Annotated in this window: 33 protein-coding genes; 6 read left to right on the top strand and 27 right to left on the bottom strand. The window is 44.9% G+C overall.

Annotated features, from left to right (window positions below):
• Nucleotides 1–164 precede the first annotated feature (164 nt).
• From WQ57_RS08540 to WQ57_RS08530, 3 genes are all read right to left on the bottom strand, one after another.
• Complete coding sequence (locus WQ57_RS08540) at nt 165–578, bottom strand: RrF2 family transcriptional regulator (protein ID WP_046523319.1); 414 nt, start codon at nt 576–578, stop codon at nt 165–167.
• A 49-nt stretch (nt 579–627) separates the two neighbouring features.
• Nucleotides 628–1,017 carry a transcriptional regulator SpxA gene (spxA, locus tag WQ57_RS08535; protein ID WP_046523318.1) on the bottom strand — a complete coding sequence of 130 codons (390 nt, stop codon included), beginning with the start codon at nt 1,015–1,017 and terminating at the stop codon, nt 628–630.
• Nucleotides 1,018–1,322: 305 nt separating this feature from the next.
• Entirely contained in the window at nt 1,323–1,538 is a 216-nt protein-coding gene (locus WQ57_RS08530; RefSeq protein ID WP_046523317.1) for a DUF2187 family protein, read from the bottom strand.
• A 246-nt stretch (nt 1,539–1,784) separates the two neighbouring features.
• On the opposite strand from WQ57_RS08530, the gene WQ57_RS08525 reads away from it, so the two are divergent.
• Nucleotides 1,785–2,231 carry a S1 domain-containing RNA-binding protein gene (locus tag WQ57_RS08525; protein ID WP_046523316.1) on the top strand — a complete coding sequence of 149 codons (447 nt, stop codon included), beginning with the start codon at nt 1,785–1,787 and terminating at the stop codon, nt 2,229–2,231.
• A 441-nt stretch (nt 2,232–2,672) separates the two neighbouring features.
• Here WQ57_RS08525 and WQ57_RS08520 read toward each other — a convergent pair whose 3' ends face one another.
• From WQ57_RS08520 to ilvA, 7 genes are all read right to left on the bottom strand, one after another.
• Nucleotides 2,673–3,455 carry an ABC transporter permease gene (locus WQ57_RS08520; RefSeq protein ID WP_046523315.1) on the bottom strand — a complete coding sequence of 261 codons (783 nt, stop codon included), beginning with the start codon at nt 3,453–3,455 and terminating at the stop codon, nt 2,673–2,675.
• Nucleotides 3,452–4,345 (bottom strand): ABC transporter ATP-binding protein, encoded by an 894-nt coding sequence (locus WQ57_RS08515; protein ID WP_046523314.1) that lies wholly within the window; start codon nt 4,343–4,345, stop codon nt 3,452–3,454. The genes WQ57_RS08520 and WQ57_RS08515 overlap by 4 nt, the downstream gene beginning before the upstream one ends.
• A gap of 12 nt (nt 4,346–4,357) precedes the next feature.
• Complete coding sequence (locus WQ57_RS08510; protein WP_046523313.1) at nt 4,358–4,558, bottom strand: PLD nuclease N-terminal domain-containing protein; 201 nt, start codon at nt 4,556–4,558, stop codon at nt 4,358–4,360.
• Between the two features lie 21 nt (nt 4,559–4,579).
• Nucleotides 4,580–4,780 carry a hypothetical protein gene (locus WQ57_RS08505; protein ID WP_046523312.1) on the bottom strand — a complete coding sequence of 67 codons (201 nt, stop codon included), beginning with the start codon at nt 4,778–4,780 and terminating at the stop codon, nt 4,580–4,582.
• Nucleotides 4,777–5,106: a YxlC family protein gene (locus WQ57_RS08500; protein WP_046523311.1), complete on the bottom strand. Its 330-nt coding sequence runs from the start codon at nt 5,104–5,106 to the stop codon at nt 4,777–4,779. The genes WQ57_RS08505 and WQ57_RS08500 overlap by 4 nt, the downstream gene beginning before the upstream one ends.
• 1 nt (nt 5,107) lies before the next feature.
• Entirely contained in the window at nt 5,108–5,632 is a 525-nt protein-coding gene (sigY, locus tag WQ57_RS08495) for an RNA polymerase sigma factor SigY (protein ID WP_046523310.1), read from the bottom strand.
• Nucleotides 5,633–5,811: 179 nt separating this feature from the next.
• A complete protein-coding gene (gene ilvA, locus WQ57_RS08490; protein WP_046523309.1) occupies nt 5,812–7,020 on the bottom strand; it encodes a threonine ammonia-lyase in 1,209 nt (402 codons plus the stop codon).
• Nucleotides 7,021–7,223: 203 nt separating this feature from the next.
• On the opposite strand from ilvA, the gene guaC reads away from it, so the two are divergent.
• Complete coding sequence (gene guaC / locus WQ57_RS08485) at nt 7,224–8,207, top strand: GMP reductase (protein WP_046523308.1); 984 nt, start codon at nt 7,224–7,226, stop codon at nt 8,205–8,207.
• Nucleotides 8,208–8,267: 60 nt separating this feature from the next.
• Here guaC and WQ57_RS26595 read toward each other — a convergent pair whose 3' ends face one another.
• The 10 genes from WQ57_RS26595 to WQ57_RS08440 form a co-directional block, all read right to left on the bottom strand.
• Nucleotides 8,268–8,429 carry a hypothetical protein gene (locus WQ57_RS26595; protein WP_156183091.1) on the bottom strand — a complete coding sequence of 54 codons (162 nt, stop codon included), beginning with the start codon at nt 8,427–8,429 and terminating at the stop codon, nt 8,268–8,270.
• Between the two features lie 132 nt (nt 8,430–8,561).
• Nucleotides 8,562–9,200, bottom strand: a complete 639-nt coding sequence (locus WQ57_RS08480) for a pyridoxamine 5'-phosphate oxidase family protein (protein WP_046523307.1) — start codon at nt 9,198–9,200, stop codon at nt 8,562–8,564.
• Nucleotides 9,201–9,350: 150 nt separating this feature from the next.
• Nucleotides 9,351–9,821 carry a hypothetical protein gene (locus WQ57_RS08475; protein ID WP_046523306.1) on the bottom strand — a complete coding sequence of 157 codons (471 nt, stop codon included), beginning with the start codon at nt 9,819–9,821 and terminating at the stop codon, nt 9,351–9,353.
• A 98-nt stretch (nt 9,822–9,919) separates the two neighbouring features.
• The gene (locus tag WQ57_RS08470) at nt 9,920–11,026 is read right to left on the bottom strand and encodes a sulfate/molybdate ABC transporter ATP-binding protein (RefSeq protein ID WP_046523305.1); all 1,107 of its coding nucleotides are present in this window, start codon (nt 11,024–11,026) and stop codon (nt 9,920–9,922) included.
• Between the two features lie 3 nt (nt 11,027–11,029).
• Nucleotides 11,030–11,863, bottom strand: a complete 834-nt coding sequence (gene cysW / locus WQ57_RS08465; RefSeq protein WP_046523304.1) for a sulfate ABC transporter permease subunit CysW — start codon at nt 11,861–11,863, stop codon at nt 11,030–11,032.
• A gap of 18 nt (nt 11,864–11,881) precedes the next feature.
• Complete coding sequence (cysT, locus tag WQ57_RS08460) at nt 11,882–12,718, bottom strand: sulfate ABC transporter permease subunit CysT (RefSeq protein WP_046523303.1); 837 nt, start codon at nt 12,716–12,718, stop codon at nt 11,882–11,884.
• Nucleotides 12,719–12,736: 18 nt separating this feature from the next.
• The gene (locus tag WQ57_RS08455) at nt 12,737–13,753 is read right to left on the bottom strand and encodes a sulfate ABC transporter substrate-binding protein (RefSeq protein WP_046523363.1); all 1,017 of its coding nucleotides are present in this window, start codon (nt 13,751–13,753) and stop codon (nt 12,737–12,739) included.
• A 153-nt stretch (nt 13,754–13,906) separates the two neighbouring features.
• Complete coding sequence (locus tag WQ57_RS08450; RefSeq protein ID WP_046523302.1) at nt 13,907–14,092, bottom strand: YezD family protein; 186 nt, start codon at nt 14,090–14,092, stop codon at nt 13,907–13,909.
• On the bottom strand, nt 14,070–14,525 hold the full coding sequence (locus WQ57_RS08445) for an RrF2 family transcriptional regulator (RefSeq protein WP_046523301.1): 456 nt from the start codon (nt 14,523–14,525) through the stop codon (nt 14,070–14,072). Before WQ57_RS08445 ends, WQ57_RS08450 begins: the two co-directional genes overlap by 23 nt.
• A gap of 242 nt (nt 14,526–14,767) precedes the next feature.
• On the bottom strand, nt 14,768–15,658 hold the full coding sequence (locus WQ57_RS08440; RefSeq protein ID WP_046523362.1) for a sulfite exporter TauE/SafE family protein: 891 nt from the start codon (nt 15,656–15,658) through the stop codon (nt 14,768–14,770).
• A 272-nt stretch (nt 15,659–15,930) separates the two neighbouring features.
• Between WQ57_RS08440 and WQ57_RS08435 the strand changes: the two genes are divergently transcribed.
• Entirely contained in the window at nt 15,931–17,598 is a 1,668-nt protein-coding gene (locus WQ57_RS08435; RefSeq protein ID WP_046523300.1) for a ribonuclease J, read from the top strand.
• A 128-nt stretch (nt 17,599–17,726) separates the two neighbouring features.
• A complete protein-coding gene (locus WQ57_RS08430; RefSeq protein ID WP_046523299.1) occupies nt 17,727–18,386 on the top strand; it encodes a DUF3889 domain-containing protein in 660 nt (219 codons plus the stop codon).
• 132 nt (nt 18,387–18,518) lie between these two features.
• On the opposite strand, the gene WQ57_RS08425 is transcribed toward WQ57_RS08430, so the two are convergent.
• From WQ57_RS08425 to WQ57_RS08405, 5 genes are all read right to left on the bottom strand, one after another.
• Complete coding sequence (locus WQ57_RS08425; protein ID WP_046523298.1) at nt 18,519–19,424, bottom strand: alpha/beta hydrolase; 906 nt, start codon at nt 19,422–19,424, stop codon at nt 18,519–18,521.
• A 231-nt stretch (nt 19,425–19,655) separates the two neighbouring features.
• Nucleotides 19,656–21,176 (bottom strand): D-alanyl-D-alanine carboxypeptidase/D-alanyl-D-alanine endopeptidase, encoded by a 1,521-nt coding sequence (gene dacB / locus WQ57_RS08420; protein WP_046523297.1) that lies wholly within the window; start codon nt 21,174–21,176, stop codon nt 19,656–19,658.
• A 90-nt stretch (nt 21,177–21,266) separates the two neighbouring features.
• Entirely contained in the window at nt 21,267–21,776 is a 510-nt protein-coding gene (locus tag WQ57_RS08415; protein ID WP_046523296.1) for an HIT family protein, read from the bottom strand.
• 97 nt (nt 21,777–21,873) lie between these two features.
• Entirely contained in the window at nt 21,874–22,941 is a 1,068-nt protein-coding gene (locus WQ57_RS08410) for an alpha/beta fold hydrolase (RefSeq protein WP_046523295.1), read from the bottom strand.
• 14 nt (nt 22,942–22,955) lie between these two features.
• Nucleotides 22,956–23,525: a hypothetical protein gene (locus tag WQ57_RS08405; RefSeq protein WP_046523294.1), complete on the bottom strand. Its 570-nt coding sequence runs from the start codon at nt 23,523–23,525 to the stop codon at nt 22,956–22,958.
• Between the two features lie 649 nt (nt 23,526–24,174).
• On the opposite strand from WQ57_RS08405, the gene WQ57_RS08395 reads away from it, so the two are divergent.
• Together WQ57_RS08395 and WQ57_RS08390 are read left to right on the top strand one after the other, a co-directional pair.
• Nucleotides 24,175–24,573: a GNAT family N-acetyltransferase gene (locus WQ57_RS08395; protein ID WP_046523293.1), complete on the top strand. Its 399-nt coding sequence runs from the start codon at nt 24,175–24,177 to the stop codon at nt 24,571–24,573.
• A 127-nt stretch (nt 24,574–24,700) separates the two neighbouring features.
• A complete protein-coding gene (locus tag WQ57_RS08390; protein WP_046523292.1) occupies nt 24,701–24,919 on the top strand; it encodes a hypothetical protein in 219 nt (72 codons plus the stop codon).
• Between the two features lie 72 nt (nt 24,920–24,991).
• Here WQ57_RS08390 and WQ57_RS08385 read toward each other — a convergent pair whose 3' ends face one another.
• Nucleotides 24,992–25,882 carry a gamma-glutamylcyclotransferase family protein gene (locus WQ57_RS08385; protein ID WP_052948689.1) on the bottom strand — a complete coding sequence of 297 codons (891 nt, stop codon included), beginning with the start codon at nt 25,880–25,882 and terminating at the stop codon, nt 24,992–24,994.
• 109 nt (nt 25,883–25,991) lie between these two features.
• Nucleotides 25,992–26,381 carry a hypothetical protein gene (locus WQ57_RS08380; RefSeq protein WP_046523291.1) on the bottom strand — a complete coding sequence of 130 codons (390 nt, stop codon included), beginning with the start codon at nt 26,379–26,381 and terminating at the stop codon, nt 25,992–25,994.
• Nucleotides 26,382–26,422: the final 41 nt, after the last annotated feature.

Raw genomic sequence — 26,422 nt, 5'->3', positions numbered from 1 at the left:
ACCTCACCTGCTTCTATTTAAATTTTTATCAGCGGCTATAACGATAAATGGAATCTTCTAGTCATTTACCCTTCAGCATCCATCCTGATGCAAGCCTGCTGCGCATGGAAATAAAACACCAATTTAAACTGTAATATTTTTTCTTACATTTAGAGCAAAAAATATTACTGCCTCATATTTACTAAATCGACTATTTCCTTAATCGTGTAGTTTTTCAAATACTCTCCAAGATGCTCCTCTGCTCCGAGGAAAATGGAAAACAGGACATTATGCATATTGGCCCCGACGATGCATTCCTCACTGGATTCGGTACATTTAGGCTTGAGCGCACCGTCACAGGTAAGCTTATAGATGTCCCAAAGAGTAATGTCACTCGGCTCGGAAGCGAAGATGAAGCCGCCTCCTGTCCCTTCCTTGGTTTGAAGGAATCCATTCTTTTTCAATAAGCTTAACACTTTGCGTATCCGTACCGGATGGACACCGGCACTTACGGAAATCACATCGCTTGTTGCCATCCGATCCGGCCGCAGTGCAAGCAATGATAAACTGTGGATGGCAAGTGTAAAATCACTGTTCATGGCAGCCTCCTGTACGTTTATAGTTATCCAAGACCGAACTTATATGGCTTTAGTTGGCTAGTGCCTGAACGGCATGGAAACTGCGAAGTTTGCGCGGGAGAAAGCTGCGTATCTCTTCTTCATTGTATCCAACCTGCAATCGCTTTTCATCCTGGATGATCGGCCTTCTCAGCATTTGCGGGTTGTTCCGGATCAATTGGTATAAATCCTGAAGCGGCAGGGAATCTATATCGACATTCAGCGCTTTAAAGCTTTTTGATTTGGCTGAGATTATTTCATCTGTTCCATCTTCAGTCAACCGAAGAATCGATTTGATTTCATCGACTGTGAGAGGATCAGTAATTATATTTCTTTCGGTAAAGTCAAGCTCATGTTCCACAAGCCACGCTTTCGCCTTTCGGCAAGACGTACAGCTTGGTGAAGTATACAAGGTAATCATGTTGTTTCACTCTCCCAACAACCATTAATAAGTAGCCACTGAAGCTCCAGGTCTGGTTGGTATCTTCAATTTATATATCATGAATTAAAGATATTTCCCCCGAAAAATCCAAACCTTACTGTAATATTAAATGATACAGTTCCCCTCGTCAACCCTAAATTGTCGCAAATGCCTTTTCGCAGGTGTCTTTTTGCAGGTGCCTTCTCTCAGGTGCCTGACCCCACATACAGTAAAGCATTAGCGCACCGCAGAGTGCCTGACCCCCGTTGCGGTGACGCTGTGCTGTGTTGGGGGTCAGGCATCTTTTATTTGATGATTTTGTAATTTTTATGGTTGACGACTGTTTTTATCGGTTCGTCTTTTTTAGGGTTTTTGCCGATTTCGGCAATGACGGAGTTTTCACGCACGGTAACGACCTTGCCCTTTTTTCCTTTTTCTTCACCTTTGATGATTTGGATGCTGTCCCCAATAGTTGCTTGCTTTCCATTTACAGCCTTTTTTTCACCTGTTTCTTCTGCCATTGTATTTCCCCCTTGCACAACTTGATAAATGAAGCTGATCGCACCTCTTCATATTTGATTTTTAGTATGACCATTTCCCAATGGTCCTACGACTCCAAAAAATGGTGACAAAATTTACTTAAGAAAGTCATAAATGACGGTATGGAAATAGATAAAATATGTGGAAAATAGTTTAGAGGTGATTTTTATCCCTAATTTGCTATAATAAAGTGTGTTTAACAATTTTTTAGGGGGAACCATATTTCCATGTCAGTCGAAATCGGCAGCAAAGTAAAAGGTAAAGTAACAGGAATCACTAACTTCGGAGCTTTCGTTGAACTACCGGGAGGAACTACAGGCCTTGTCCACATCAGCGAAGTAGCAGACAGCTATGTCAAAGATGTAAATGACCACCTTAAAGTGGGCGACGAAGTTGAAGTGAAAGTCCTAAGCGAAAAGGATGGGAAAATTGCTCTCTCGATCAAGAAAGCAATCGACCGCCCGGAAGGACAGTCTTCTTATTCCCAGCGTCCGCCGCGCCAAGGCAGGCCGGATAACCGCTCAAAAGACTTTCGTTCCAAAGGTGGCTTCAAGCCAAAAGAGAGCTTTGAAGACAAAATGGCCAAGTTTTTAAAATCCAGTGAGGAGAACTTATCTTCCCTCAAGCGCAACACAGAGACAAAACGAGGCGGCAGAGGCGGAAGACGCGGCTAAACAGCTCCGGCTTTTTCCTCATAAATAAGGGCAAGGCAGTCTCACTGCCTTGCCTGTTTTATTTTCCGGGTTTAGTCGATTATTTTATTTGCGGAACACCCAGTTCTATTGTCCGTAAAACAGCTTTTATTAGCTGCTATCCCAGTTCTATTGTCCGGAAATGAAGTTCTATTGTCGGGAAACGCAGCCCTATTGTTCGAAGCGAATCCTATTGTCCGAAAAACAGTTTTTATTAGCGGCAATCCCAATTCTATTGTCCAGACATGAAGTTCTATTGTCGGGGAACGCAAACCTATTATCCGGAGAAAATTCTATTGTCGAGAAACCAGCTTTTATTTACAGGAAAACCAGTTCTATTGTCCGGAAATGAAGTTCTATTGTCCAGAAACTCAAACCTATTGTCCGTCATCCGTGCTAATCATACAGGAGGACCCTGGCCCCCTAGCTTCCAAAGCTTTCAAAACGTTTGAAGCCAAAGACAGCCAGGCTGAACAGCAGCAGTGAAAGTCCAATGGTGCTGTATACAACAAGCCAGCTCGCAGAGTCCCATGGACCTTCCATCAGCAGGGTCGATGCTTGTGTCCGCAGGCTGGCCGGGCTCCATTTCATGTATTTAGGCAGCAAGGTCGTAAGCAGGCTGATTAAAGAAAGAAACAATATGCTTGCTCCGGCTATTCCCCCGCTGCTTCGAAGCAGCGTTCCGGCAAAAATGGTGACAGCGGCAATAAAGACAATCCAGAGACTGTACACCAAAAAGCTTGTCAGCATTAGCTGCCAGGGAACATAGTTGAACAATAAATTTGTATAATACCAGGTTAAAAGATAACTGGCTGCCAATGCTGAAAATAAGATACTAAGCTGGGCGAGGAACTTGCTTCCGATATACTGCATAGCGCTTACTGGCCGAACCATCACAAGTGTCAGGGAGCCATTCTGCCTTTCCTGTGAGATCACACCCATCATCGACAGAACAAACAAAAGTGAACCAATCGTTCCATATTGGGATAGCGTGCCAATCAACACTTCTTCCCCTGTCGGCGTCGGGATATCAATAACAGCGCCTTCCGGAAGATTCCCCGCTGCCTCCAGTATTTGGGGCATATAATAGCTGGTCAGCGGCTGTGATACTCCAATGATCATCAGTACAATGGGAAGCCAGATCCACTTGCCATTGCGCACGCTTTCTTTCATCTCTTTTTTAAAAAGAATAAAAAAATTTTTCATCGCTCCATCACCTTCATATATGCGTCTTCCAAAGAGTCTTGAATAATTTCATAGTGAAGCAGTGTCTTTTCCGCCTTTAACAGTGCGTGGAGAAGCTGGTTTACCTTTGTTTGGTCATCCATCCTAAACTTCGCCGCGTGATTATCAAGGTATTCAATATCGCCAATAAAGTCCAGCGGTTCAAGCACTCCAAAAAGCGGCTCTTCTGTCACAATTTTGACTGCCAATGTGTCAAACTCTGTTTTTAACGATTCCAGCGGGCCGTTCCACTTCAGTTGGCCATCTTTCAGCATCAAAATTTCCTCGCATACTTGCTCGGCATCATGCAGAATATGTGTCGAAAAAAGAATGGTCATCCGTTCTTTGAGCTGTTCAATTAATTTCAGAACATCCCTTCTCCCCGAAGGATCCAGGGCAGACACCGGCTCATCCAGTATAAGAAGCTCCGGCTCATGTAATAAAGCTTGTGCCATGCCCAGCCGCTGCTTCATCCCTCCGGAAAAACTGCCGATCTTCTTGTTTTTCACTTCCTCCAGTGAAACAAAGGATAAAGTCTCTTCGATGCGCGCCGCCAATTTTTTCTTCGGAACATGCGACAGCCCTCCTGCAAACTGAAGAAACTCCCGAGCTGTCATCCAGTTGAAAAACGCAGGATGCTGGGGCAGAAAACCAATCAATGGTCTGTAATCCTTCTGGGCATAGCCGGCAAAGGTGATTTTCCCTGATGTAGGTTCCAGCAGGCCGGCAAGCATCTGCAGGGTGGTTGTCTTTCCTGCTCCGTTTGGTCCAAGCAAGGCGATGCATCGGCCTTTTTCTATTGAAAATGATATGGAATTGACAGCCTTATGGTCTTTATAGTGTTTCGATAAGTTCTCGACAGTGACTAACATGCTAATCTCCCCCTAAGCACTTCTGCGTCCAATGACAAAGTAGAGAACGGGACCAATGATATTCACAAAAATAATGACGAGGATCCACATTCCCTTAGGACCATTCGTTTCCTCCTGCTTCAGGCAGCTGGCCAGTGCAGCCACCATCAGAATGGCCTGCAGCACAATCAGCGGGGCAATCAGCGCCCAGTTCACCCCAGACAAGATATCCATCCAACATCTCTCCCTCTTTTTCTATCTTCTTTTTCTTCTATGCGCCCGAACGACAAAAAAGTAATAAAACAACGTTGGCAAAGGAAATTGAATAAGTCCCCAGAGACCCCAAAACCAGGCAAAGCTGCCCTTTTTCTTCGCATCAATGAACAGCAGCGTACTTTGTGTCAGCAAAACCAATATAAGCAGCGGCAAGAGCACGTATTGTTCCAAAGGCGTCATGAATATACCTTTCCTTCCTGCTTCTTTCTTTTAAAAAGAACATAAAGGACCATTGGGGCAAGGAGGCTTGCTCCAGCCTGGAGGGCAATAAAAAGGGAGGGCTGCTTCAAGATGCCCATAACAATCATGCTTAAGATAAAAACGGCAATAGATAAAAAGATGCATAATTCCCTGTAAAGTTTTTTCTTCTGTTTCACCTTTAAGGATGCGAGCTGGGCTTTCATCTCCATAAGCGAGGCCGGAGAGCAGTCACCCAGTTCATCCAGCTGTTTCCAATCCCGTTTCAGTGCCTTTAACTGTTCCTGATCTTCCTTCATGTTCACCATCTCACTCCTTCCTTAGCTGTTTCAAGCCATAATGAACACGTGATTTGACGGTCCCGGCCCGGACACCCATAATTTCCCCGATTTCCTCATAGGTGTAGCCGTAATAGTGGTGCAGCAGGATTGGAATCCTTGCTTCGGCCTCCAATTGATTGAAATCAGCAAACGCATCACTCCATTCCATTCCCCGGGTATTTGCCTGCCAGGAAAGCTGGCGGGACAGGTTCCGTTTCATAAATTCCATCCATTTCCTTTCCCGCTTTTGCTTTCGCAGCTGGTCAATATACAGCCTGGAAGCTATCGAAACCATCCACGTCGAAAATTTTGACTCGGCTTTAAAGGAAGTTAAATGCGTATAGCACCTGAGCATGGTCTCCTGGGCAAGGTCCCTGCTCATTTCCTCATCCAGCGTCAATTTCAAAAGGTATTTGAATAAGAAGCTGTCATACTTTTGAAAAAGCTGGGCAAAGGCATCATCATCTTCCTTCAGCGCTTTTTGTATTAAAACCAGGTCCTCCTCTTGATCCATAAAATGCCCCTTTCTTATGCGGTCATTTATATGACGCCCGAAGGTATTGTTTGGTTCAAATCTTTTTAAAATTTTTCATCTCGTCTTCTCCAGCACTCAAATACCAGTAAACATTGGCTAAGATGACAAATAAGGAGAAGCCCCGACGGGACATTCTCCTTTATCTAACACGATATGAACTACTGCATGACCTCTGCTGCAAACCCTTTGGCCTTTAGGGCCCTGGATATCACTTCAATATGAGCAGAATCCCTTGATTCGACTGAAAGATTCAATTGCGCATAACCGGGATAAATCTTGCTTCCCATATGATTCAAAGAGATGTCCAAAATATTTCCGCGTAGTTCTGTAACCACTTCGAGAACACTTTCAAGGTTTCCCGGCCTGTCTTTTAAAATTATGCTGTATCGTACAAAGCGTCCGGATTCAACCATCCCTCGCTCAATAATTCTCGAAATAAAGCTTACATCGACGTTGCCTCCGCTTATTACTGCAGCCACTTTTTTATTCCTTACTGGCAGCTTGTCTGATAATATCGCTGCAAGGGAAACCGCACCAGAGCCCTCAACCAGCAATTTATTCCGTTCAAGCAGCATTAGCATACTTTGGGCAATTTGCATTTCGTCTACCGTAAAAATGTCATCCACATATTTTTGGACCAAATCGTATGTTAATTTGCCCGGTGTTTTTACGGCAATTCCATCAGCCATCGTTGGGCTGGCATCAAAGGTGATAATTTCCCCTACCTTAAGCGACTGGGCCATGCTCGGGCACGCCATCGCTTCGACTCCATAAACCTGAATGGATGGTTTCTTTTCTTTTACAGCGGCAGCTATTCCAGCAATCAAGCCGCCTCCCCCTACAGGGCAAATGATTGCATCTGCATCTGGCAGCTGCTCCATGATCTCGAGACCGACCGTTCCCTGCCCTGCAATGATGGCCTGGTCATCAAAGGCATGGACAAATGCGGCACCAGAGCGCCGATGCAGTTCATAAGCATAGTCAAGAGCTTCATCAAACACGCTGCCTTCCAATATTACCTCAGCTCCATAGCTTCTTGTGGCTTCCACCTTGCTGAGAGGAGCCCCTTGCGGCATCACGATTTTGCACGGAATTCCTAGCATGCTGCTTGAATAGGCAACACCTTGGGCATGATTGCCTGCCGAAGCGGCTACCACTCCTTTTTCCACTTCTTCTTTTTTAAGGGAAATCATTTTGTTATAAGATCCCCGAACCTTAAAAGAACCAGTTTTTTGCAAGTTTTCAAGTTTTAGAAACACTTCATTGTCCGAGAGGCTGCTGAAGGTCTTGGAGTAATCCAATGGCGTGCGGTGAACAACTCCCTTCATTTTTTCGTTTGCCTGAACGATATCCTTAAAGGTAACCAATTAAAATCCTCCTTTCAACCACTTATTTCCCTAGTTTTCGCTATAAAGTAAGTGTTATTCTCTTTTGGCATCAACAACATTCGGTTATTCACCCTGTAAAAAATTAAAATCCTTTGACAGGATCCATAAATTAAGGTATATTACCAATGTCCGAACGATTTTTATTTAAATAAAAATAATATTCGTCTTTAGGGGTGTAACTTATGGAAAATGTATTTGATTACGAAGATATTCAATTGATTCCTGCAAAATGTGTGGTTAACAGCCGTTCAGAATGCGATACATCGGTCACTCTCGGAGGCCGCACCTTCAAACTGCCAGTCGTACCTGCCAATATGCAGACAATCATAGATGAAAAAATTGCCCTGTATTTGGCTGAGAACGGTTACTTTTATATCATGCATCGTTTTGAGCCTGAGAAAAGAATGGATTTTGTCAAAGATATGAAAGCCCGCAGCTTGTACGCTTCAATCAGTGTAGGCGTTAAAGAGGAAGAATACGGATTCATCCGCCAGCTCGCCGAGGAAGATCTTGTTCCTGAATACATTACGATCGACATAGCTCATGGACATTCAAATGCCGTGATTGAAATGATTAAACATATTAAAAATTATTTGCCTTCAAGCTTTGTCATCGCTGGCAATGTTGGTACACCGGAAGCTGTCAGGGAACTGGAACATGCTGGTGCCGATGCAACCAAAGTCGGGATTGGACCGGGAAAAGTCTGCATCACAAAGATTAAAACCGGGTTCGGCACTGGGGGCTGGCAGTTGGCTGCGCTTCGCTGGTGTGCAAAAGCGGCCAGCAAGCCTGTGATTGCCGACGGAGGTATCCGGACACATGGAGATATTGCCAAATCTGTCCGTTTTGGGGCAACAATGGTCATGATTGGCTCCCTGTTCGCCGGTCATGAGGAATCTCCAGGCGAAACTGTCGAGAAAGACGGCAAAATGTACAAAGAGTACTTCGGATCTGCTTCCGAATTCCAAAAAGGTGAAAAGAAAAACGTTGAAGGCAAGAAAATGTATGTCGAATACAAAGGTCCATTGCAGGATACTTTGACAGAAATGGAGCAGGACCTTCAGTCTTCCATCTCCTATGCAGGCGGAGACAAGCTTAGTGCCATCCGCAATGTTGATTATGTAGTAGTGAAGAATTCGATTTTCAATGGAGATAAAGTATATTAATCACCATTTTGAAAGGCTGATTCCTTAAGGAATCAGCCTCATTAGCAATAATTGGAAGGATTATTTGTTGTCAAGATTAGGAAATACCGGAAACTGCAGATTGTTTTTTACTGCATTGATCGGTTTAATCACATGTTCCTTTGTAAAATCTTTCTTAAAAGGTTTTATGTACTCCAGCCCGCTTCCATTATAAAAGACTGGCATTTCTTTGTTTTTATTCATCTTGCTAGCCCCCATATTCATATAGTATTTTATCCCTATATCAATTATAGGAAAATATACTCACGAAGACCAGCGAAAATATTCATCAAAATTCATGATTTTCTGATTTATCTTTCCCTTATTAAAAATCCGTTAATAAAGCCGTTTTGCATAACTTTCATTCAAGCTTTCCTGTATGGAATCCGCACTATGTCCATGCATCCGTGCATGGTCGGAAATAATCTTTGCGGCTGCCGGCAGTTCAGATTGGGCGCTCCAGCTCCCGGGCTCCCATAACTCGGAACGCTTAAAGGCTTTGGCACAATGAATATAGCACTCTTCTACCTCAACCATTATTCCCAATAGCGGTTTTTTTCCTCTTACCGCAAGCCTTTCCAGCAGCTTCTCATCCTTTACGAGCGCCGCCTTGCCGTTTACCCTCAAAGTCTCCCCCAGGCCAGGAATAAAAAAGAGCAGACCAACTCTAGGGTTGGCCAGAATATTCCGAAGTGAGTCGATTCGTTTATTGCCAGGCCTTTCCGGAATAACGAGCTGTTTCTCATTTAAAACGTGAACAAAACCCTGAGCGTCGCCCTTAGGCGATGAATCGCAAAAACCCTTTTCGTCAGCTGTCGCCAAAACCAAAAAAGGTGACCTGGAAATATAATCAGCCACATGATGGTCAATGCAATCTATCACTTTGTTGCGTACCAGTTCACTGGGATAACCAATAAGCGCACGAAGTTCTTCTTCCGACTGAATAAACTCTGAAGCTTGTGTACTTTTAATCATCTTCTCCACCCCATTTAAATATTCTCTATTCCTATTTCCTCAAGATGATGCTATTGTCCTTCCTTGTGAAAGGGACCTTTTCCGTTATTCTTTCCATCATATGTATTAAAAAGCGGAACCTCCTCATGGAAGTTCCGCTTCTACAAATCCTTATTTCCCGCGGCTGAAGCCTTCCTCTTCCAGGTATTGCCTGGCTTCGTTATACGAGGGGAAAGTGCCATCAAGGTTTAAGCCGGCATACACATTCCACATATCATCTTCCTGCACGAGGATGAGACTATGTTTTTCGTCGTTGACCCAGCGCTCTTCGTCGGCTTCACCAATCACCGCTTCTTCATGAGGATTTGGTTTTAGTGATTCAATTGCTTCTTTCAGGAGGTGTCTTAGCTCTTCCTTGGAATAGTCCCGAATGTTGACCATTCCTTTGCTGTCTGTCTCATAACCTCCCAGTTTTCCGGCATAAACAAAACCATTTCCATTGGGATGCAGGTGATAAACTACATTTTTCTTGTCGTCCGCACTGCCTTCAAAATGAAAGTTGACTCTTTTCAATGATACATTTTTCCGCTCTAGTTCGGAAAACTCTTCAATAATAGCTAGTTTTTCTTCGAATGTTAGCATAGTGCCTCCAAGGTAAAATAAGATTCTTCCTATTATATCATTCGCTCCCTTGGTGACCAAACATTCGTCATCACACTATTAGTCGGACAGCGGGCCTGCTAACTTCGCACTTCCTCTGGACGCAGTACCAGATTTGATGGTGGAAGTTCGAATTCGGAATTCCGTAAAGTATTTCCGTTAAAAATAACCAGATTTTGAAATTCTGCGAACAATTGATCGCCTCTTTTTAATCCACCCATTATGTTGTATTTTTCCGCACTCAACTCTGCTTCAAATAAATCGTCAGTGTCCAGACGTCTTAGCTCAATCCGTACTGCTGCCCCCACTTTGTTCACATGCGACACTTCCGCAGGATAGCTATTATTAACAAAAGTCCGGCTTAATCCAATTTCATGGGGGCGGATGTATCCCACCTCTTTATCTGAAAAAGGCTTATCGACTCCGTATGGTGTATAGTTTTCCAGCGAATTTCCGCGGAATTCGTTGACTCTTCCTAAAAAGCTGTAGACAAATGGGGTTACCGGGTTTTCATAAACATTCTCGGGGCTTCCGGTCTGCTCGATTCTGCCGTTGTTCATCACCACAACGGTATCGGCCATTTCCATGGCCTCCTCCTGGTCGTGGGTGACAAAAACAGTGGTAATATTCAGCTTCTGATGAAGCTCCCGCAGCCAGCCCCGCAATTCCTGGCGCACTTTGGCATCCAGCGCTCCGAACGGTTCATCCAGCAGAAGCACTTCAGGCTCTACGGCCAGTGCCCTTGCCAAGGCCACCCTCTGCCTCTGTCCTCCCGAAAGCTGGGAGGGATAACGTTCTCCCAGTCCTTCAAGCTGGACAAGCTTAAGCAGTTCCTCTACTTTGGAATTTATTGCTTCCTTTGAAGGACGATGTTTGCGCGGTCTCACCTTTAAACCAAAGGCAATATTGTCAAAGATGGTCATGTGCTTGAAAAGCGCATAATGCTGGAACACAAAGCCCACTTTTCGTTCCTTTACCGATTTCGCGGTAAAATCCTCACCATTGAACAAAATCTCTCCTGAATTGGGACCCTCCAAGCCGGCGATCAGACGCAGCAAGGTTGTTTTGCCCGATCCGGATGGTCCTAATAGAGCAACAAAGTCACCAGTTGGAATTTCAAGCTCCACCTTCTTCACAGCTGGAAATTGTCCAAATGTCTTAGATAGACCCTTTAAAACGATACTCATGATTTAACCTCCTGCTTTTTCAACGATGGTTTTAAGGAACAAAGTGAACAGAGCCAATATCGCAAGCAAGGAAGCACAGGCGAAGGCTGCTGTAAAGTTGTATTCGTTGTATAAAATTTCGACATGCAATGGCAGAGTGTTGGTCAGGCCGCGTATATGTCCGGAGACCACCGAAACAGCACCGAACTCCCCCATAGCCCTGGCATTGCAAAGAATCACCCCGTAAAGAACTCCCCACTTGATATTTGGCAGCGTAACCTTCCGGAACATCTGCCAGCCGCTGGCCCCAAGTGTAAGAGCTGCCAGTTCTTCCTCGCTGCCCTGTTCCTGCATGATCGGGATCAGCTCGCGCACCACAAAGGGAAAGGTTATGAATATGGTCGCAATCACAATCCCCGGTACAGCAAAAATGATCTTAATATTGTAAGCTGCAAGCAAAGGTCCAAATACACCCTGCGCCCCAAACAACAGGACGAAAACGAGGCCGGCTATGACTGGCGAAACGGCAAAGGGAATATCAATCAGGGTAATCAGCATATTTTTCCCTTTAAATTCAAACTTGGTAATCGCCCAGGCCGCAATAAGGCCGAACAGCGTGTTAAGCGGAACGGCTATCGCGGCTGTAATCATGGTTAGCTTGATTGCGGATAGCGCTTCTGGTTCAGTGAGAGCCAGGAAATAAAGTTCCACCCCTTTTTTCAAAGCTTCCGTAAAAACGGCGATTAAAGGCACCAATATAAAGATTCCCAGAAAAGATAAAGCACTGCCAATGAGCACCCATTTTGTAATTGAGGCTGTAGATTGCTTTTTTTGCCGGCTAACTAGTTCCGATTTCATATGGTCTACCCTCCTCCTTTAACCCGCCTGATGTTTTTTTGCGCTTCTCCATTGCCAGTAATTGATGGCAAATAGCAGGAAGAAGGAACACAACAGCATGACAGAGGCAATCGCTGCCGCCCCCGCATAATCAAACTGCTCGAGTTTAGTGATGATCAGAAGCGGGACAATTTCCGTTTTCATCGGCATATTGCCCGAAATGAAGACAACTGAGCCATATTCACCCAGCGCCCTTGCAAATGCAAGGGCAAATCCGGTTAATAAAGCAGGGAGAATAGCCGGGAAAATAATTTTCAGGAAAGTTTGAATCGAATTTGCCCCTAAGGTCCTGGCTGCTTCCTCGTACTGGAAATCCATATCCTGCAGGACCGGCTGTACGGAGCGGACAACAAACGGAAATCCGATAAAGGTCAGTGCTACGATAATCCCCCATTGTGTAAAGGCAATTTTTACTCCCAGGAGTTCAAAATATTGGCCAAACCATCCGTTTGGAGCATAAATCGACGTGAGTGCGATCCCTGCGACTGCCGTTGGCAGGGCAAAAGGCAAATCTACGAGGGCATCGACGACTTTTTTGCCGAAAAAGTCGTATCTTACAAGAACCCAGGCAATCAGCGCACCAAATACCGCATTTACCAGGGCTGCAATGAACGAAGTTAGAAAAGTAACCTTAAAGGAAGCTATTACTCTCTCATTGGTGATTGTTTCCCAAAAATCGGCCAAGCTCATTGTGGATGCTTTTAGGAACAAGATTGTAACCGGGATTAACACAATCAGGCTTAGGTAGATGATGGTATATCCCATCGAGAGACCGAATCCGGGAAGAACCCGGTGTTTCTTATTATTGATCTTCATATCGAAGCTCCCCTTGCTTTAAGGTTGATAAATTTTATCAAACGTTCCACCATCATCAAAATGGGTTTTCTGGGCGTTTTTCCATCCGCCAAACACCTCATCGATAGTAAAAAGGTTTATATCCGGGAACTGGCTTCCAAATTTCTTTATTGCCGCTGAAGAGCGCGGCCGGTAATAATGCTTTGCTGCTAATTCTTGCCCTTTCTCTGTATACAAATAATCAAGGTAAGCTTTGGCAACTTCCGCCGTCCCCCGTTTTTCCGCCACTTTATCAACTACAGTCACTGGCGGTTCTGCCAAAATGCTGACAGAGGGCACAACAATTTCAAATTTGTCTTCCCCTAGTTCATTAATGGACAAAAAAGCTTCATTTTCCCAGGCAAGAAGGACGTCGCCAATTCCCCTTTCAACAAAAGTGGTGGTGGATCCCCGTGCACCCGAATCAAGGACAGGAACATTCTTATACAGCTTTGAAACAAAATCTTCTGCTTTTTGTTCATCGCCTTGCGATTGCTTCAATGAATAGCCCCAGGCAGCAAGATAATTCCATCGTGCACCTCCTGATGTTTTCGGATTGGGAGTAATGACCGATACGCCCGGTTTCACAAGATCATCCCAATCTTTTATCCCCTTTGGGTTCCCTTTGCGTACAAGGAAGACAATGGTTGACGTGTAGGGAGAGCTATTGTCCGGGAGCTCTTGCTGCCATTTTTCACTCAGCATGCCTGCTTCAGCAATAGCGTCAATATCATAAGCGAGGGCTAGCGTGACAACATCAGCTTCCAGTCCGTCAATAACGGAACGTGATTGCTTGCCCGAACCTCCGTGCGATTGATTGATTATGACCTCCTGGCCTGTTTCTTCCTGCCAATGAGCGGCAAATTCTTTATTCAAATCTTCATAAAGTTCCCTTGTCGGGTCATAGGAGACATTTAATAATTCGACTTTTTCCCGGGCTTTCTCCTCTCCGCCTTCCTGTGAAGATGTCTTGCTTGAGCATCCTGCTGCCCCAAGCACCAATAATGCCGATATCATTGCCAAAATTGTCTTTTTCACTGTTCTTCCTCCCTAGTATCCATTTTTATCAGGGCTTTTTCTCGATAGAAAAAGCCCTCATAGTTAGCTGCGAACCAATGGTCGCCAGTAACTACAAGGGCCTTCGGAATTCCGATCGGCATCTATTCATTTTTATTGCCTGCTTCTTAACTGTTTTTTTTCTTTTGCCTGCAATGGAAAGCGATGCTTTTCAAGTTTATCAATTTGCGTAATTTGGGAATCATGGACAGTAATTTGCAGAGTGCCAAAATCCAGGCTCTCAAGCATGGCCTTTATTTTTTCAAGTACCTTTTGGTCAACTTGGTGTTTTAACGACAACTAAATCCTCTCCCTTTACCAATGATAGCCGATTATCCAGCAAGTCTGCGAGCGTCGTGCGTTCAAGCACATAAGCAATTGTATCCCTGACAAGGGACCAAAGCGGCTTTAATTGACAGCCGGCCTCGAGCTGGCATGGTTCATATTTTGTTAATGATGCGCAGCCCATCGGGGAAAGCGGGCCTTCCAAATCGCGGATAACTTCCCCGATATTGATTTCTTCCGTTGTCTTTTGGAGGATATACCCCCCTTTCGCGCCTCTTTTGCTGGAAACGTACCCCAGCTTTTTCAGCTGAAGGAGCAGCTGTTCGAGGTAATGGACAGTTACCAGAGTCCTATCGGATATTTCCTGGATGGAAATTACCTTCCCCTGCTGCTGTCCCAGGACAAGAAGTGCACGTAAGGCATATTCTCCTTTGCTCGATACTTTCATAAGCGGCCTCCCCTTTTTCATTGTTGAGCATTCTGGTCAACATTTATTTATAAAATTAAGCCCAGTTTTGATCGGGCCCTTCCCCAAATACGCTATTTTCTTTTTCAAAATATGTCTAACACATCAAAAATGTACATTAAAAAATAAAAATTCCAGGCATTTATCCATGCATTTATATTAAGCTCTCTCATTAATCTCTTTCCATTAGGAACAGATACACAAAGGCCATGCCTTCCTTTAAATTATGAATGAACTTCTGCTGTTTCCATCTTTTTATAGCTGCTGATCCTGGATATCGTATAAAGGATTGAAACAAGCCAGAGCAATGCCAACCCGGCATAAACATACGGATGGATACTTGCATCTTCAATCCAGGTGTGGGCCATCGTCCTGGAGTTAACTAAAATGATGAAACCGCCAACAAGGACCCCCATTAATTGTGCATGGACTTTCTGAACCATCCAGGCTGCGATTGGAGCCGCAATGACACCGCCAATCATCAGAGCTGCCACCCAAAACCAATTGACCTGGGCCCAACCGAGGGAGATAAGAAAACCGATTGTTGCGGAAACGGCGATGGCAAACTCGCTTGTATCCACAGTTCCAACTACCTTTCTGGCGCTCATTCCTTTTTTTGATAAAAGCACAGGGGTAGCAATTGGCCCCCAGCCTCCCCCTCCGGTTGCATCAGCAAAACCGGCGATAAGCCCCAAGGGAATGGACTGCTTCCGGCTGAGGGAAATGTTCTTTTTTTCTTCGGACGGGCGGAAGTTGAACAAGAACCTTATCAGAACATAGACACCAAGGAAAAGAAGAAATAAAGAGATATAAGGTCTAGCCAAGTCCCCAGGCAGATTGCTCAAGAAAGTAGCTCCTAAAAAGGCACCAATCGAGCCGGGAATCACCAGCCTGTAGACTGTTTGTTTATCCACATTTCCAAACTTGATATGGGAAATGCCCGAGGCCGCGGTCGTCACAACCTCTGATAAATGTACGGAAGCAGAAGCAACTGCCGGGGCAATACTGAAAGCGAGCAGCAGTGATGAGGATGTGACACCATACCCCATTCCCAATCCCCCATCTATTAATTGGGCAAGGAACCCAATAAAAGCAAATACAATTAACTTTTTCACCATTTACACCCCATTTTAAATTAAGTTGGCAAATAAAAAGGCATAACCCTCTGGATAAGGGTTATGCCTTCGGTGTTCCGATCAGCGTGCCTCTTTATTTTCTTTTATTAAGGAGATTATAATACCCATTATTCCTACCTGTCAACTTGTAATTAAAATATTCTTAATCATTTTTTATTGGTTTAACACCTTAAACGACTGGAAATTCACTAAAATAAAGGAAACAAAAACGGGGATAATAAGAAAATCATAGTGATTGGGAGGATTTGACCTTGAGCACAAACAATAATGCACTGTCTTTTTTCGCCTTGGGAGGCATTAATGAAATAGGTAAAAATATGTATGCCCTTCAGTATGCCGACGATATTATCGTGGTTGACGCGGGAGGCAAGTTTCCCGATGAGAGCTTGCTAGGCATTGACCTGATTATTCCTGATTTTACTTATCTAGAGGAGAACAAGGAAAAAATCAGGGGTCTAATTCTGACCCACGGGCACGAGGATCATATTGGGGCCATTTCCTATTTCCTAAAGAAATTCGAAGTTCCTGTGTACGCGACCCATTTTACCTTTGGACTAGTTGAACTGAAATTGAACGAACATCATCTCATGGGGGATTCCGAGCTTGTGACCATTGATTCGGAATCAAAGCTGGAGCTTGGCCAGATTGGGGTCTCTTTTTTCAGGGTTAGCCACAGCATCCCTGACTGCCTCGGGATTGTGTTTCATACACCCGAAGGAAATGTCGTTCATACTGGGGATTTTAAATTTGACCTTACACCAGCCAATAATCAAAAAACCGATATACATAAAATGGCGGAAATTGGCCGGCAAGGTGTCCTGCTGCTTGTGTCCGAGAGCACCAACGCCGAACGCAAAGGGCTTACTCCGTCCGAGCAAATGGTTGGCAGCCATATGGATGAAGCATTTATGAAAGCGACGGGTAAGGTATTTGTATCAACCTTCGCTTCCAATGTAAGCCGGGTACAACAAGTTGTCGCATCGGCGATCAAAACGAACAGGAAACTTGCCTTGCTGGGTCGCAGCATGGTGAATGTAGTCCAGGTTGCAATGGAAAGAGGATATGTGGATATTCCCGATGGCATGCTGATTGATGCCAAACAGATTGAGGATTTCACTCCTGAAAGAGTCGCCATTTTATGTACCGGGAGCCAGGGCGAACCGATGGCAGCGCTCGCCCGCCTGGCGACGGGAAACTACCGGGATGCGTCCATCTATCCGGGTGATACCGTAATTTTGGCTGCTTCACCCATCCCTGGAAATGAAAAGGGAGTTTCAAAAATCATTGATAATCTGTTTAAATTGGGTGCCAATGTGATTTACGGGTCCGGCAGTTCTACCGGAATGCATGTATCGGGGCACGGATACCAGGAAGACCTTAAGCTGATGCTCACCTTGATGCAGCCAACCTATTTTGTGCCAATTCATGGGGAATACCGGATGCTGCATCATCACCGCCTACTGGCCGAATCGGTCGGTGTTGAGCAGGGAAACACTTTTATTATTAAAAATGGTGATGTGGTTGACATAGAACACGGTGCAGCCCGCCAGACCCGTTCGATCCCAAATGGAGATACGTATGTGGATGGAATAGGGGTTGGCGATGTGGGCGACATCGTTCTCCGGGACCGAAAACAGCTGTCTGAGGATGGAATGCTTGTGATTGTGGTAACCATCAGCAAATCAGACCGCAAAATCGTTTCGGGCCCAGATACAATATCCAGAGGTTTTGTGTATGCAAGAAATTCAGAGGAACTGTTAAAAGAGGTTAATTCCCTGGCAACGAAAGCGGTCAATGATCTTCATGGAGAACGGCAGTGGAATGTGATGAAACAAAACATCAAAAAGTCAGTCGGCCAGTATCTGTTCAGGCAGACAAAAAGAAGGCCGATGATTCTTCCGATTATAATCGAAATTTAACGCAGACTTGGCTTGGCTAAAGGGATTATCATGTTGGGGAACCTTCAAAAGGAGTGTCTCCCCTCAGTCACCGGTCAACCCTGGGGTTACATACGGTATTAAAAAGCCTTTTTACCGGGAGGAAAAACATGTACCCTCATTATGCCTATCTGCCTACTGTAAATGGTTACTATTATCAGAGCGCGCCATATGGACAACAGCCTTTTCGTGAGCATTATTATCGTGGCTATCCGGCTTATTATGCCCGGCAGCAGCCAATCAGGGGCCAGGCCACCTGGACCGAAGGAGGAACAGTCACTCAGTGCGGCATTCCCTGGTCCGATAATGAATATATGACAGCAGCCGTAGGAACAAACACTCCTTATCGGTGCGGCCAAATGCTTGAAATCAGGAATATTTCTTCGCAAAGCCCGAGAGAAATTCTGGTAAAAGTTGTTGACCGGGTCCAAGGCTACCCCACCAACAGAATCAATCTCCACCGCCGGGCATTTGCGGCGCTGGGAGCCAATCCAAACCAGGGTGTCATCGACATTGAAATCCTAACTTCTCCACAGGTTGAGCCTGAGGAATGGGGGAAATATTTGTTGGAAGTAACTCAAGCTGCCTATCCTGGCTATAATGTGGTCGACTATAAATTAATAGGAACAACAGAAATTTCTCCAACCCAAACAAGGCGAACCTATGAATTCACCCTGCAATCCCCCCAGGAAAGAATAAGGGTTCAGGGTAACGTCGTTTATAATCCGGCAAATGGCCGCTTAATTTCATTTGATATCAAGGAAAGATAGATGAGCGGCTCCATCATATATATCGGGTGGAGCCGCTTCAATATGCCGTTTCCATAATAAACCGTAAAACCAAGACTTATTTCGTCTTCACAAAAACGGAAAGCGGCATATTAAGCTGCAGGAAACAAACGTTTACCTATGGTCTATCTCTTTTATATATTCGCCGATTTCTCTGATGGCCAGTTTCGCTTCACGGAGACGGCCGCTAGCCTGCCATACATGCCACATCCCTTGCCAGACTTTTATGTCCACCTGTACACCTGCCTTCCGTGCTTTTTCAGCAAGCTGTTCGGCATCGCTTAACAGGATCTCAATACTGCCAACCTGGATAAACAAAGGCGGAAACCCGGTAAAATCGGCAAACACCGGAGAAATGTACGGGTGGTCAAGTCTTTCCTCTCCAGCATAAGCAAGTGCAGTTGCTCTTGCTCCGTCTGTCGTTAAGTAAGGGTCAATGGGTTGATTTTTGGTGTAGCTTTCACCGCCGCTCGTCAAATCCACCCATGGAGACAGGCAAATGACTGCCGCAGGCAGCGGCTCTTCATGGTCCCTCAAATACAAGGCGGCAGCAACACTTAAGCCTCCTCCTGCCGAATCCCCGGCTAAAAAAATGTTGCCGGGATCGTAACCTTGCCTTAAGAGCCAGCGATAGATGCACAGAGCGTCCTCCAGCGCTGCAGGATACGGATTTTCCGGCGCAAGCCGATACTCTGGGAGAAGCACCTTGACACCGGCTTCCTTCATGATTCTAGCGGCAAGCGAACGATGCGTGTTTGCAGAGCAATACCCATAAGCGCCTCCGTGCAAATAGAGAATAACCTTGTTATCCACGGACTTATTATTGGAAATCCACTCTGCATACAGTCCTTCAATCTCGGTTTGTTTAACCTCAGTGTTTTTCGGAAGCTTCGACCACCTAAGTGCAAGTGCATCCATTTTTCGTCGCCGCTCACCGATGTCCACCTGCTTCAGATCTCCTAACCTCTTTACCCCAATTTTTATTCCCTTTCTAAAAAGATAACTGCTAAAACTCGGCATTTTGTCTCCCTCCTTTTCGTGCATTCGTCCTGGTTGCCGTATTCTATGAATCTTCTATCCTAATTTTACCAAAAACTATTATTCTTGAATAGGATTGGAGATAGGCTATGTTTAATTCTTTACCTGTTCCTCTTTGCTTAAACCGAGGGAAAAGTGCAATCCAACACTGCACGCCTCTAGGAGTATTAAAAGCCCCCAAGTTTCTTGGGTGCTTTTAATCAGTATCCATGGCTAACCGTTTTCAGCCAAAATGGTGACAATCTTGTCTTCGAGTTCTCTAACCGAAGGGCTTAAATGATTATTGATCATTATGGAAAAGATGTAAGTGGTACCGCTTTTTGCTGTCACATAGCCTGAAAGCGACGACACGCCAGTAATGGAACCGGTCTTTGCCTTCACCCTTCCTTCAACATTGTCACCTGTCAGGCGGGAACGGAGTGTTCCCCCTTTCAGCCGCCCAGAACTCCCGGCCACAGGCAGGGACTTTTCAAAAGCAGGAAACCATTCCTCTGATTGTACGGCGTACAGCAATCTTGATATTTCATTGGCGGGGATCATGTTTTTATGGGACATGCCAGACCCGTCCCGTATTAACATGGAGGCCGTATTCATACCCAGTAGTTTTGCACATTCCTCCATCACTTTAAGGCCCTTTTCCCAGCTGCCTGCTCCATGCACCACCTTGCCCATTTCCTTCGCCAGGATTTCACCGTGGCCATTATTGCTCAGTTTCATAAAAGGAATAAGAATTTCTTTTAAAGGCATGGATGCCTTGGAGGTGAGAAGTTTAGCCTTCTTGGGTGTGGCACCTCGTTTTTCTGAGGAATCCTTGCTGAAACTTACGCCCGCTTGCTCCAGCGCCAGTTTAAAAACATTTACCGTATAACCTGCCGGCTCCCATACTGCAACCCAGTTTTCCTGTTTGCTCTTGATGGGGATTTCTCCGCTGATGACAATCCTGTTATTTCCATGCTCCCTTTCAACCGACAGCTTCCTCGGCTCTCCCGCGTCAACGGTTACTGTTTTATTGAGGATAGCTATATATTCATTTGCCGGCGTCACCTTAATCTTGCCCGGTTTCCCAGCTTTTTCACCCGGAAAGGTTTCGATTAGTACTGTGCCGGTGTCAAAATCGGAATCGGGAGAAAGCGTCAATGCAGAAACCTGCGCGCCGGTATAGTTGCCCTCATCCGACCAGTTCAGATCCTGCGAAAGCCTGACATCGTCAAACCAGCTGTCATCCCCTATCAAATCACCGTCAATCCTGTCTATGCCTTTGGATTTCAGATCCAGTGCAAATTGGACCAGGTCTTCCCTTAATAAGGTGGGGTCTCCCTTGCCTCTCAAATAAAGATTGCCGTGAAGTACTCCATTTTTTATCTTCCCGTCTGCCCACACCTCTGTAGAAAAAGTATAGTCAGGACCAAGTGTCATGAGGGCAGACGCCGCTGTCAGCAGCTTTTGGTTCGAAGCAGGATGCAGCCGGGTCTCTCCCAAGCTGGAATAAAGGATTTCTCCGGTGCTTCCTTTCCGGATGCTGATTCCAACAACACTCCCATTTAGCCTTTCATCCTGTTTCACACTTTCCAATAAGGTCTCCAGCTCGGAATTCATTTCCTTTCCAGCTGGCTGTGCAGCCACAGAGACTACTTTCGTTTTCTCTATTTCATTGGTCGCTCTGTTAGAGGACGTGTGCAGTGATAGGAAAAAGAACAGTACGAGTAATATGCAGAGAACTTTCTTTAATCTCAATAGTAATCATCTCTCCTTCCACTCTTTATCCTATTATCTGCCTGGAATTAATAGCATAATCATTAGAGAAATATGCAGAAAAAAAGAGCCTTAGCGGCCCCGTTTTATATTTATTTTAAAATTAAGTTCTTCCGTCAGGGCCCGTATTCCCTCCAATACGTCTTTTTTATGTTTTTCATCATTTCTGTTATTCCGGGCATGGAGAAGTACAGGCCGGACCGACTCGACGGACCGGCCAAACTTTTCCATCCAATCATAGCGGGGCACCATCCATGTATGGAAATGATGGGTGGTATCTTCATTATAAAAGTAATACACCTTTTCAATGCCCAGAACTTTTCTCTGTGCCCTGCGGATTCTCGTCAGCAATGAAATGTACTCCAGGGATTCCTCTTCAGTAAGTTCATCCAGGCACCTAATATGGCGCTTTGATGCTAAAATCACCAAGCCTTTAATCGGGTAGGCCACGTCCTGGTGGGCATGGAAATGCTCCGTTTCCACAATTACGCCGCCTGCCGGCTCAACTAGGCCGCTGGTCAGCGCACAGGACAAGCATGCGACTTCTAGAGTTTGGCCGTCCGAAAGAGTTAATTTCCTCATTAAAACTTCCCCCTGAAAATACTATATGGATTTTGCTTACATACCTGCCGACACATAAGAACCGGAAAGGGTGACCTTTCCGGTTTTACCAAATCAATTAATTTGGCTGCATTACTTTGGAACGGGATGACAGCCATGGATCCACAGCGAAGGCAAACTGTCCTGTCAGGCAGATGGAAACATGCCCTGCTTCTACTAGCTCATATGTCTTGTCTTCACTGGAAACCAAATCCATGATCGGCAAGCTTTGGCTTTCGAGAACGAGCTCGTCACGTGTAGATGTGATTACGAGCAGGCTGCATTTTATATTGCCAAAATCCATCCTTTTGCCGCCAATAATCATTTCTCCCTTTACCAGCTTGTTATCCTTATACCACTCTTTGAGCATTTGCTTGAATGCTGCACCTGAAAATGATACGGAATCTTTCATCCATTTGTCCATCCGGCGCCATTTATCCACATATTTAGGATCATGCCCTCTTGTAATGAGGTTGATATTGGGTCCAATATTGAAGCCCTGGAGCGCCATGAAGACCGCAAACAAGAATTGTGATGGAATTACTTCATATGCATCTGTTAGCTGGTCAAAGCCCAGCGTCCCATCCTGGATGGCTTTGACCCATTTTTCAGGTAAAATAAACGTGCTGTAATCAAGGGGCACGGCAGCCAGGACCAGATTTTTAATCGGAAGGTCGGTTATGGAGGCGAGAATCGCCGACATCGTTCCTCCAAGACAATAACCTACCAGGGAAATCTCCTCGGCACGGGAATGCCTTAAGGCATGGCGGACACTCATTTCAAGGTAGTTGGTGACATATTGATCAAGAGTGATGTTCCTGTCTTCCAGCCCGGGTGTACCCCAGTCATACATATACACATCATACCCCATTTTGGTCAGGTTCCCTATAACGCTTCCCTCTTCGGAAATGTCAAGGATATATGGCTTGTTTAAGAGCGAATAGACGAGGAAAAGAGGGGTTTCATACTTCTTTTCCGCTGCAGGATAATGCCATAGGACCGACTTATTCTTCCTCCATATAGCCTGCCTGGGTGTTGGCACAATCTCGGGTTTTGGTTCTGTCAATACTTTATAAATAGCGTTCCAGCGTGCCCGTTCATTTTCAAGGCTCGCTGCAGGAATGTTTATTAATGTACTTGAAGCCATCTCTTTTCTCCCCCTTATGTAGATGAGCCAGCGAGCTCTGGCTGTACTTTTGCCTGCTTCAGCAGGTTTTTCATTTCTTCCAGGTCTTCTTTCATTCCAGCCAGCTCCTCCCTCATTTCCTCAATGTTCTTTAGGTCGGCAGCTTCTGTTATCTCATTGCCGAGCTTTTTCACATCCGCTGACAAGCCTTTTGCAGTCTTGATCAATTCGTTATGCATCTGCTGGTTGAATTCCATCACGTTTTGTATCAATGTCTGCTGTTCCTGGAAAGTTGCTGCAAATGCATCCTGCATGCTCCATATTTGCTGTTCAAGCATATCCACTTTTTCTTCAGCCTGAATGGTTAACTCCGCAACATTGGCCACATCCTTTTTTGTCGGCAGGTTCCAATAGCTTGCGATCAGCTCGTGGTTCCGTTTCAGCCTCTCCACGTACCTTGAATGTGCATCCACTCCAACTTTCGTCAGCCCAATCAACTCTTTGTTATCTACTGCCTTGAATAAAAAATCATTAAGACCCTTTTCCCACATCTCGCTTATTTTTCGATACGAAGTAAAAAAATCGGCCGTTTTTTCATTTGTCATTTTCATTCTCCCCTGGTTAAAATATTTTTTATCTACATTCCTGTTTCCCTTTCTCCACCCCCCCCTTTTCATTGAATGAGTAATCATTCACTTTTTCAGTTGGCTCATTCCTATTATTTAGGACCAACCTCCTGGAAATGTTCCTCTTAATATGTTCAGTTTAATTCATATGTTAATAAATAAGAAGAGTGGATTTTGTCGAATAATGGAAAAACATTTAACATTCTGTGAACATAACTTTCTAATAACTGGATAAACAAGTTCTGGTTGGCGGCATATACTGTATGACCAAAATAGTAAGGATGTATTCATATGTATTTCATGAGAGGAAATGGGATGATTCCCGCCATCGGCCAGCCATGGATGGGAAAACATATCCTTTTGCTGCATTGTTCGGAAGATAATAAATTCCTATCCTATTATAAAAGTGATCACGCGCCCATTGAGCCCCCCTCTTTCAGCTGTGCTGAATCCCTTTCACGCCTTATAAGTATTGGATATGCTGTCAATAGGGTCACGCCATTGCCTGGAAATAGGCTCCAATATTTGCTTGTTTTATAAACCTTTTAACATTTAAAGGTTTAAAGCTAGTAAAAAAGGGGAAAGAATGGCTTGGAAGAAGAATCAGCATAGAATATGAGGGGTCATCATGATAATTCCATACAAACAGGTCTGCCGAAAATTGGCTATGGGAATGCTAGCCTTAATGCCCAGCGAAAAAGATTTAAGACAGCTGCAAAAAACGATCACACTTTACGAAACAGACCCTGCCCATAAGCTTTATTTATGGAAGGAAAATCAAAAAATCATAGGCGTAATCGGTGTTTGTATCAAAAATCAGAAAGAAGTGATCCTTCAGCATCTGTCTGTACTGCCTTCATTCCGCAATCAGGGAATCGCCGGGAAGATGGTTGCCGAATTGCAGCAGCTTTTCCCCCAAGCAGTGTTGACCACCAACGAACATACATCTTCTATTAGCAGGTACCACCAATTCAGTATGCCGTTAGTGAACAATAATGATAAGGGTTTCACGCACCATATGCACTGATATGAACATAGAGGCCGATACCGGCCTCTTTATTTTTATTCCCGCCGGTCTAAATGGGATTGATGGCCATATATTTTATAGGGAGATTCTAATGCAACATATCCCATAGAGAACAGGTGAGATGCGGATGTATGCTGTGTATTTTCTTGAAAATAAGAATGTTCTTATGTGCCAGCTCCTTAGAAATATACCCATCGAAGGTGATGTGTTGACCATTAAGGGCCGAAAAGGAACCGTGGCGGGTGTAGAGGCTTTGGATGGCACAAAGGTCCATGTCCACATGGTTATTCAAAAGATCCCTAAAGCAAAAACAGCTGCTGACAATTCCAAGAAAAAGAAGAGATAACGAAAGAATAAAAAGCCGATGTTCAGGACTCATGCACATCGGCTTTTCTATGACAAATTTCCTTGTTCATACTCAGGCTCCGTCCTCTACAGTTAAACAAAACCTTTCGTGTAAATCCAATTTCAGCTGCTCCAGATAACCCTCGCTAACATACCCGCTTGCTCCCCGCAAAATTTCTGCCGCATAATGGCCTGGAGGCGCTGTTTCCGCTTCTTTCTCCATGACTATAAATGTTAAAACGTTTTTGAAAAGCTTTTCAGTTAACATAACGCTTACGAGCGCCGGCCTGTAGCAGCCAGCTGCCACTCCTTCACGCTTATACAGATAGGAAAGGCTTTCCCTTGGTATTTCATAAATCTTCCCTTCTACCCTGCCGCCTTCCTCCACGATATCGGCACGTCCACCGTCCAATGATTTCCGCGTGAACCTGAGCGTAAATCCATTTAGGGTACCTATCCCTTTCATTTTCTGGAAATAATGGCCGACACCCGCCTTGGCAAATCGCTCATTGTCCATACAGCTCCCATAGGCGAAATAGAGAAGCTCTTTTTGCTTTAACAGTACATGTACGCCCCAGTCCCCATTTTCCACCCTTTCCATTAACTGAGCCCGCGGCAGGTCTTTAAGGATATAAACATATGCCTCTTTGGGGCCCTTATCGGTCATGACCGTTTGAATGACGCGTTCAAAATGATTATTACACCCTTGGCCGTAAAAGCCCTCAAACCAGTCAACCGCAGCCAGCTGGTCCTTGTTTACAATATAAAGCTCCCCATAAACGCGGCCTTCAGACTGGACCATACAGGGAAAGCCTGCACCAGAATCCAATAATGTGCCTGTAGTCCAGCTCTGCGAAGCAGCACAGGGTGCGTTTGCAAGCATCCAGTTATGGTGTCCGAATTTCCTCAAGCTTCCGTATACAAACACATAAAAGCTTTCGCGCAAATTTACCATTCCTTCCATAAAAGAAAGCGGCCACCTCGGGGACCGCTCCAATTTTGTGGTTATGCGCATTATATGATGGTTTTACTGTTTCCATGCCCAATTCACCAGGGAATTCCAGCTATCCAATCTACGGTTTTTGCTTCGCTTCGAGCCTCGCAACTTCATATCCACTCGCTGCAGTATCATTGCTTAAGATCATGGTCACTCCTTCTTTTCCTTTGGCTGCAAGTACCTCAAGCTGGACGGTAATTTCATAGGCTGATCCTGAGCTTTTAAAAGAAGAGTCATCTTTCAGATCCGCGGGCAGCTGCTTCGGAACTATTTTGACAAGTTTAAGGTTCTCAAACTGCGCAAGTCCTCCATAATGCTCCTCCAAGCCTTCCACTATGATAGGATGCAAAAGGCTAAGCGTCACCTTTTCCAAATCTCCAGGTTCGATGTCTTCTGCTCTGCAGGGACTAAGACTGCTGCACAACAGCAAAAACAGAAGGACAACAAGCGGAATTCTAATTTTCATAGGCCATTTCCTTTCCATTTTTCTTTTAATTTGCTGTTTAG

Source organism: Mesobacillus campisalis (genome assembly GCF_000986785.1).
Classification (GTDB): domain Bacteria; phylum Bacillota; class Bacilli; order Bacillales; family Cytobacillaceae; genus Mesobacillus_B; species Mesobacillus_B campisalis.
This window is presented reverse-complemented; position numbering and strand designations above follow the sequence as displayed.

Excerpts from the sequence above, each read along its gene's own strand:
- WQ57_RS26595 (WP_156183091.1), bottom strand. The coding sequence starts at position 8,429 with ATGAATAAAAACAAAGAAATGCCAGTCTTTTATAATGGAAGCGGGCTG.
- WQ57_RS08455 (WP_046523363.1), bottom strand. The coding sequence starts at position 13,753 with ATGATATCGGCATTATTGGTGCTTGGGGCAGCAGGATGCTCAAGCAAG.
- WQ57_RS08510 (WP_046523313.1), bottom strand. The coding sequence starts at position 4,558 with ATGGATATCTTGTCTGGGGTGAACTGGGCGCTGATTGCCCCGCTGATT.
- WQ57_RS08505 (WP_046523312.1), bottom strand. The coding sequence starts at position 4,780 with ATGACGCCTTTGGAACAATACGTGCTCTTGCCGCTGCTTATATTGGTT.
- WQ57_RS08405 (WP_046523294.1), bottom strand. The coding sequence starts at position 23,525 with ATGACAAATGAAAAAACGGCCGATTTTTTTACTTCGTATCGAAAAATA.
- WQ57_RS08385 (WP_052948689.1), bottom strand. The coding sequence starts at position 25,882 with ATGGAAGGAATGGTAAATTTGCGCGAAAGCTTTTATGTGTTTGTATAC.
- WQ57_RS08445 (WP_046523301.1), bottom strand. The coding sequence starts at position 14,525 with ATGAAAGTATCGAGCAAAGGAGAATATGCCTTACGTGCACTTCTTGTC.
- cysT (WP_046523303.1), bottom strand. The coding sequence starts at position 12,718 with ATGAAGATCAATAATAAGAAACACCGGGTTCTTCCCGGATTCGGTCTC.
- WQ57_RS08540 (WP_046523319.1), bottom strand. The coding sequence starts at position 578 with ATGAACAGTGATTTTACACTTGCCATCCACAGTTTATCATTGCTTGCA.
- WQ57_RS08410 (WP_046523295.1), bottom strand. The coding sequence starts at position 22,941 with ATGGCTTCAAGTACATTAATAAACATTCCTGCAGCGAGCCTTGAAAAT.
- WQ57_RS08530 (WP_046523317.1), bottom strand. The coding sequence starts at position 1,538 with ATGGCAGAAGAAACAGGTGAAAAAAAGGCTGTAAATGGAAAGCAAGCA.
- WQ57_RS08500 (WP_046523311.1), bottom strand. The coding sequence starts at position 5,106 with ATGGTGAACATGAAGGAAGATCAGGAACAGTTAAAGGCACTGAAACGG.
- WQ57_RS08395 (WP_046523293.1), top strand. The coding sequence starts at position 24,175 with ATGATAATTCCATACAAACAGGTCTGCCGAAAATTGGCTATGGGAATG.
- WQ57_RS08480 (WP_046523307.1), bottom strand. The coding sequence starts at position 9,200 with ATGATTAAAAGTACACAAGCTTCAGAGTTTATTCAGTCGGAAGAAGAA.
- WQ57_RS08470 (WP_046523305.1), bottom strand. The coding sequence starts at position 11,026 with ATGAGTATCGTTTTAAAGGGTCTATCTAAGACATTTGGACAATTTCCA.
- WQ57_RS08380 (WP_046523291.1), bottom strand. The coding sequence starts at position 26,381 with ATGAAAATTAGAATTCCGCTTGTTGTCCTTCTGTTTTTGCTGTTGTGC.
- cysW (WP_046523304.1), bottom strand. The coding sequence starts at position 11,863 with ATGAAATCGGAACTAGTTAGCCGGCAAAAAAAGCAATCTACAGCCTCA.
- spxA (WP_046523318.1), bottom strand. The coding sequence starts at position 1,017 with ATGATTACCTTGTATACTTCACCAAGCTGTACGTCTTGCCGAAAGGCG.
- WQ57_RS08425 (WP_046523298.1), bottom strand. The coding sequence starts at position 19,424 with ATGCCGAGTTTTAGCAGTTATCTTTTTAGAAAGGGAATAAAAATTGGG.
- WQ57_RS08520 (WP_046523315.1), bottom strand. The coding sequence starts at position 3,455 with ATGAAAAATTTTTTTATTCTTTTTAAAAAAGAGATGAAAGAAAGCGTG.
- WQ57_RS08515 (WP_046523314.1), bottom strand. The coding sequence starts at position 4,345 with ATGTTAGTCACTGTCGAGAACTTATCGAAACACTATAAAGACCATAAG.
- guaC (WP_046523308.1), top strand. The coding sequence starts at position 7,224 with ATGGAAAATGTATTTGATTACGAAGATATTCAATTGATTCCTGCAAAA.
- WQ57_RS08430 (WP_046523299.1), top strand. The coding sequence starts at position 17,727 with ATGTACCCTCATTATGCCTATCTGCCTACTGTAAATGGTTACTATTAT.
- sigY (WP_046523310.1), bottom strand. The coding sequence starts at position 5,632 with ATGGATCAAGAGGAGGACCTGGTTTTAATACAAAAAGCGCTGAAGGAA.
- WQ57_RS08525 (WP_046523316.1), top strand. The coding sequence starts at position 1,785 with ATGTCAGTCGAAATCGGCAGCAAAGTAAAAGGTAAAGTAACAGGAATC.
- WQ57_RS08475 (WP_046523306.1), bottom strand. The coding sequence starts at position 9,821 with ATGCTAACATTCGAAGAAAAACTAGCTATTATTGAAGAGTTTTCCGAA.
- WQ57_RS08415 (WP_046523296.1), bottom strand. The coding sequence starts at position 21,776 with ATGAGGAAATTAACTCTTTCGGACGGCCAAACTCTAGAAGTCGCATGC.
- WQ57_RS08390 (WP_046523292.1), top strand. The coding sequence starts at position 24,701 with ATGTATGCTGTGTATTTTCTTGAAAATAAGAATGTTCTTATGTGCCAG.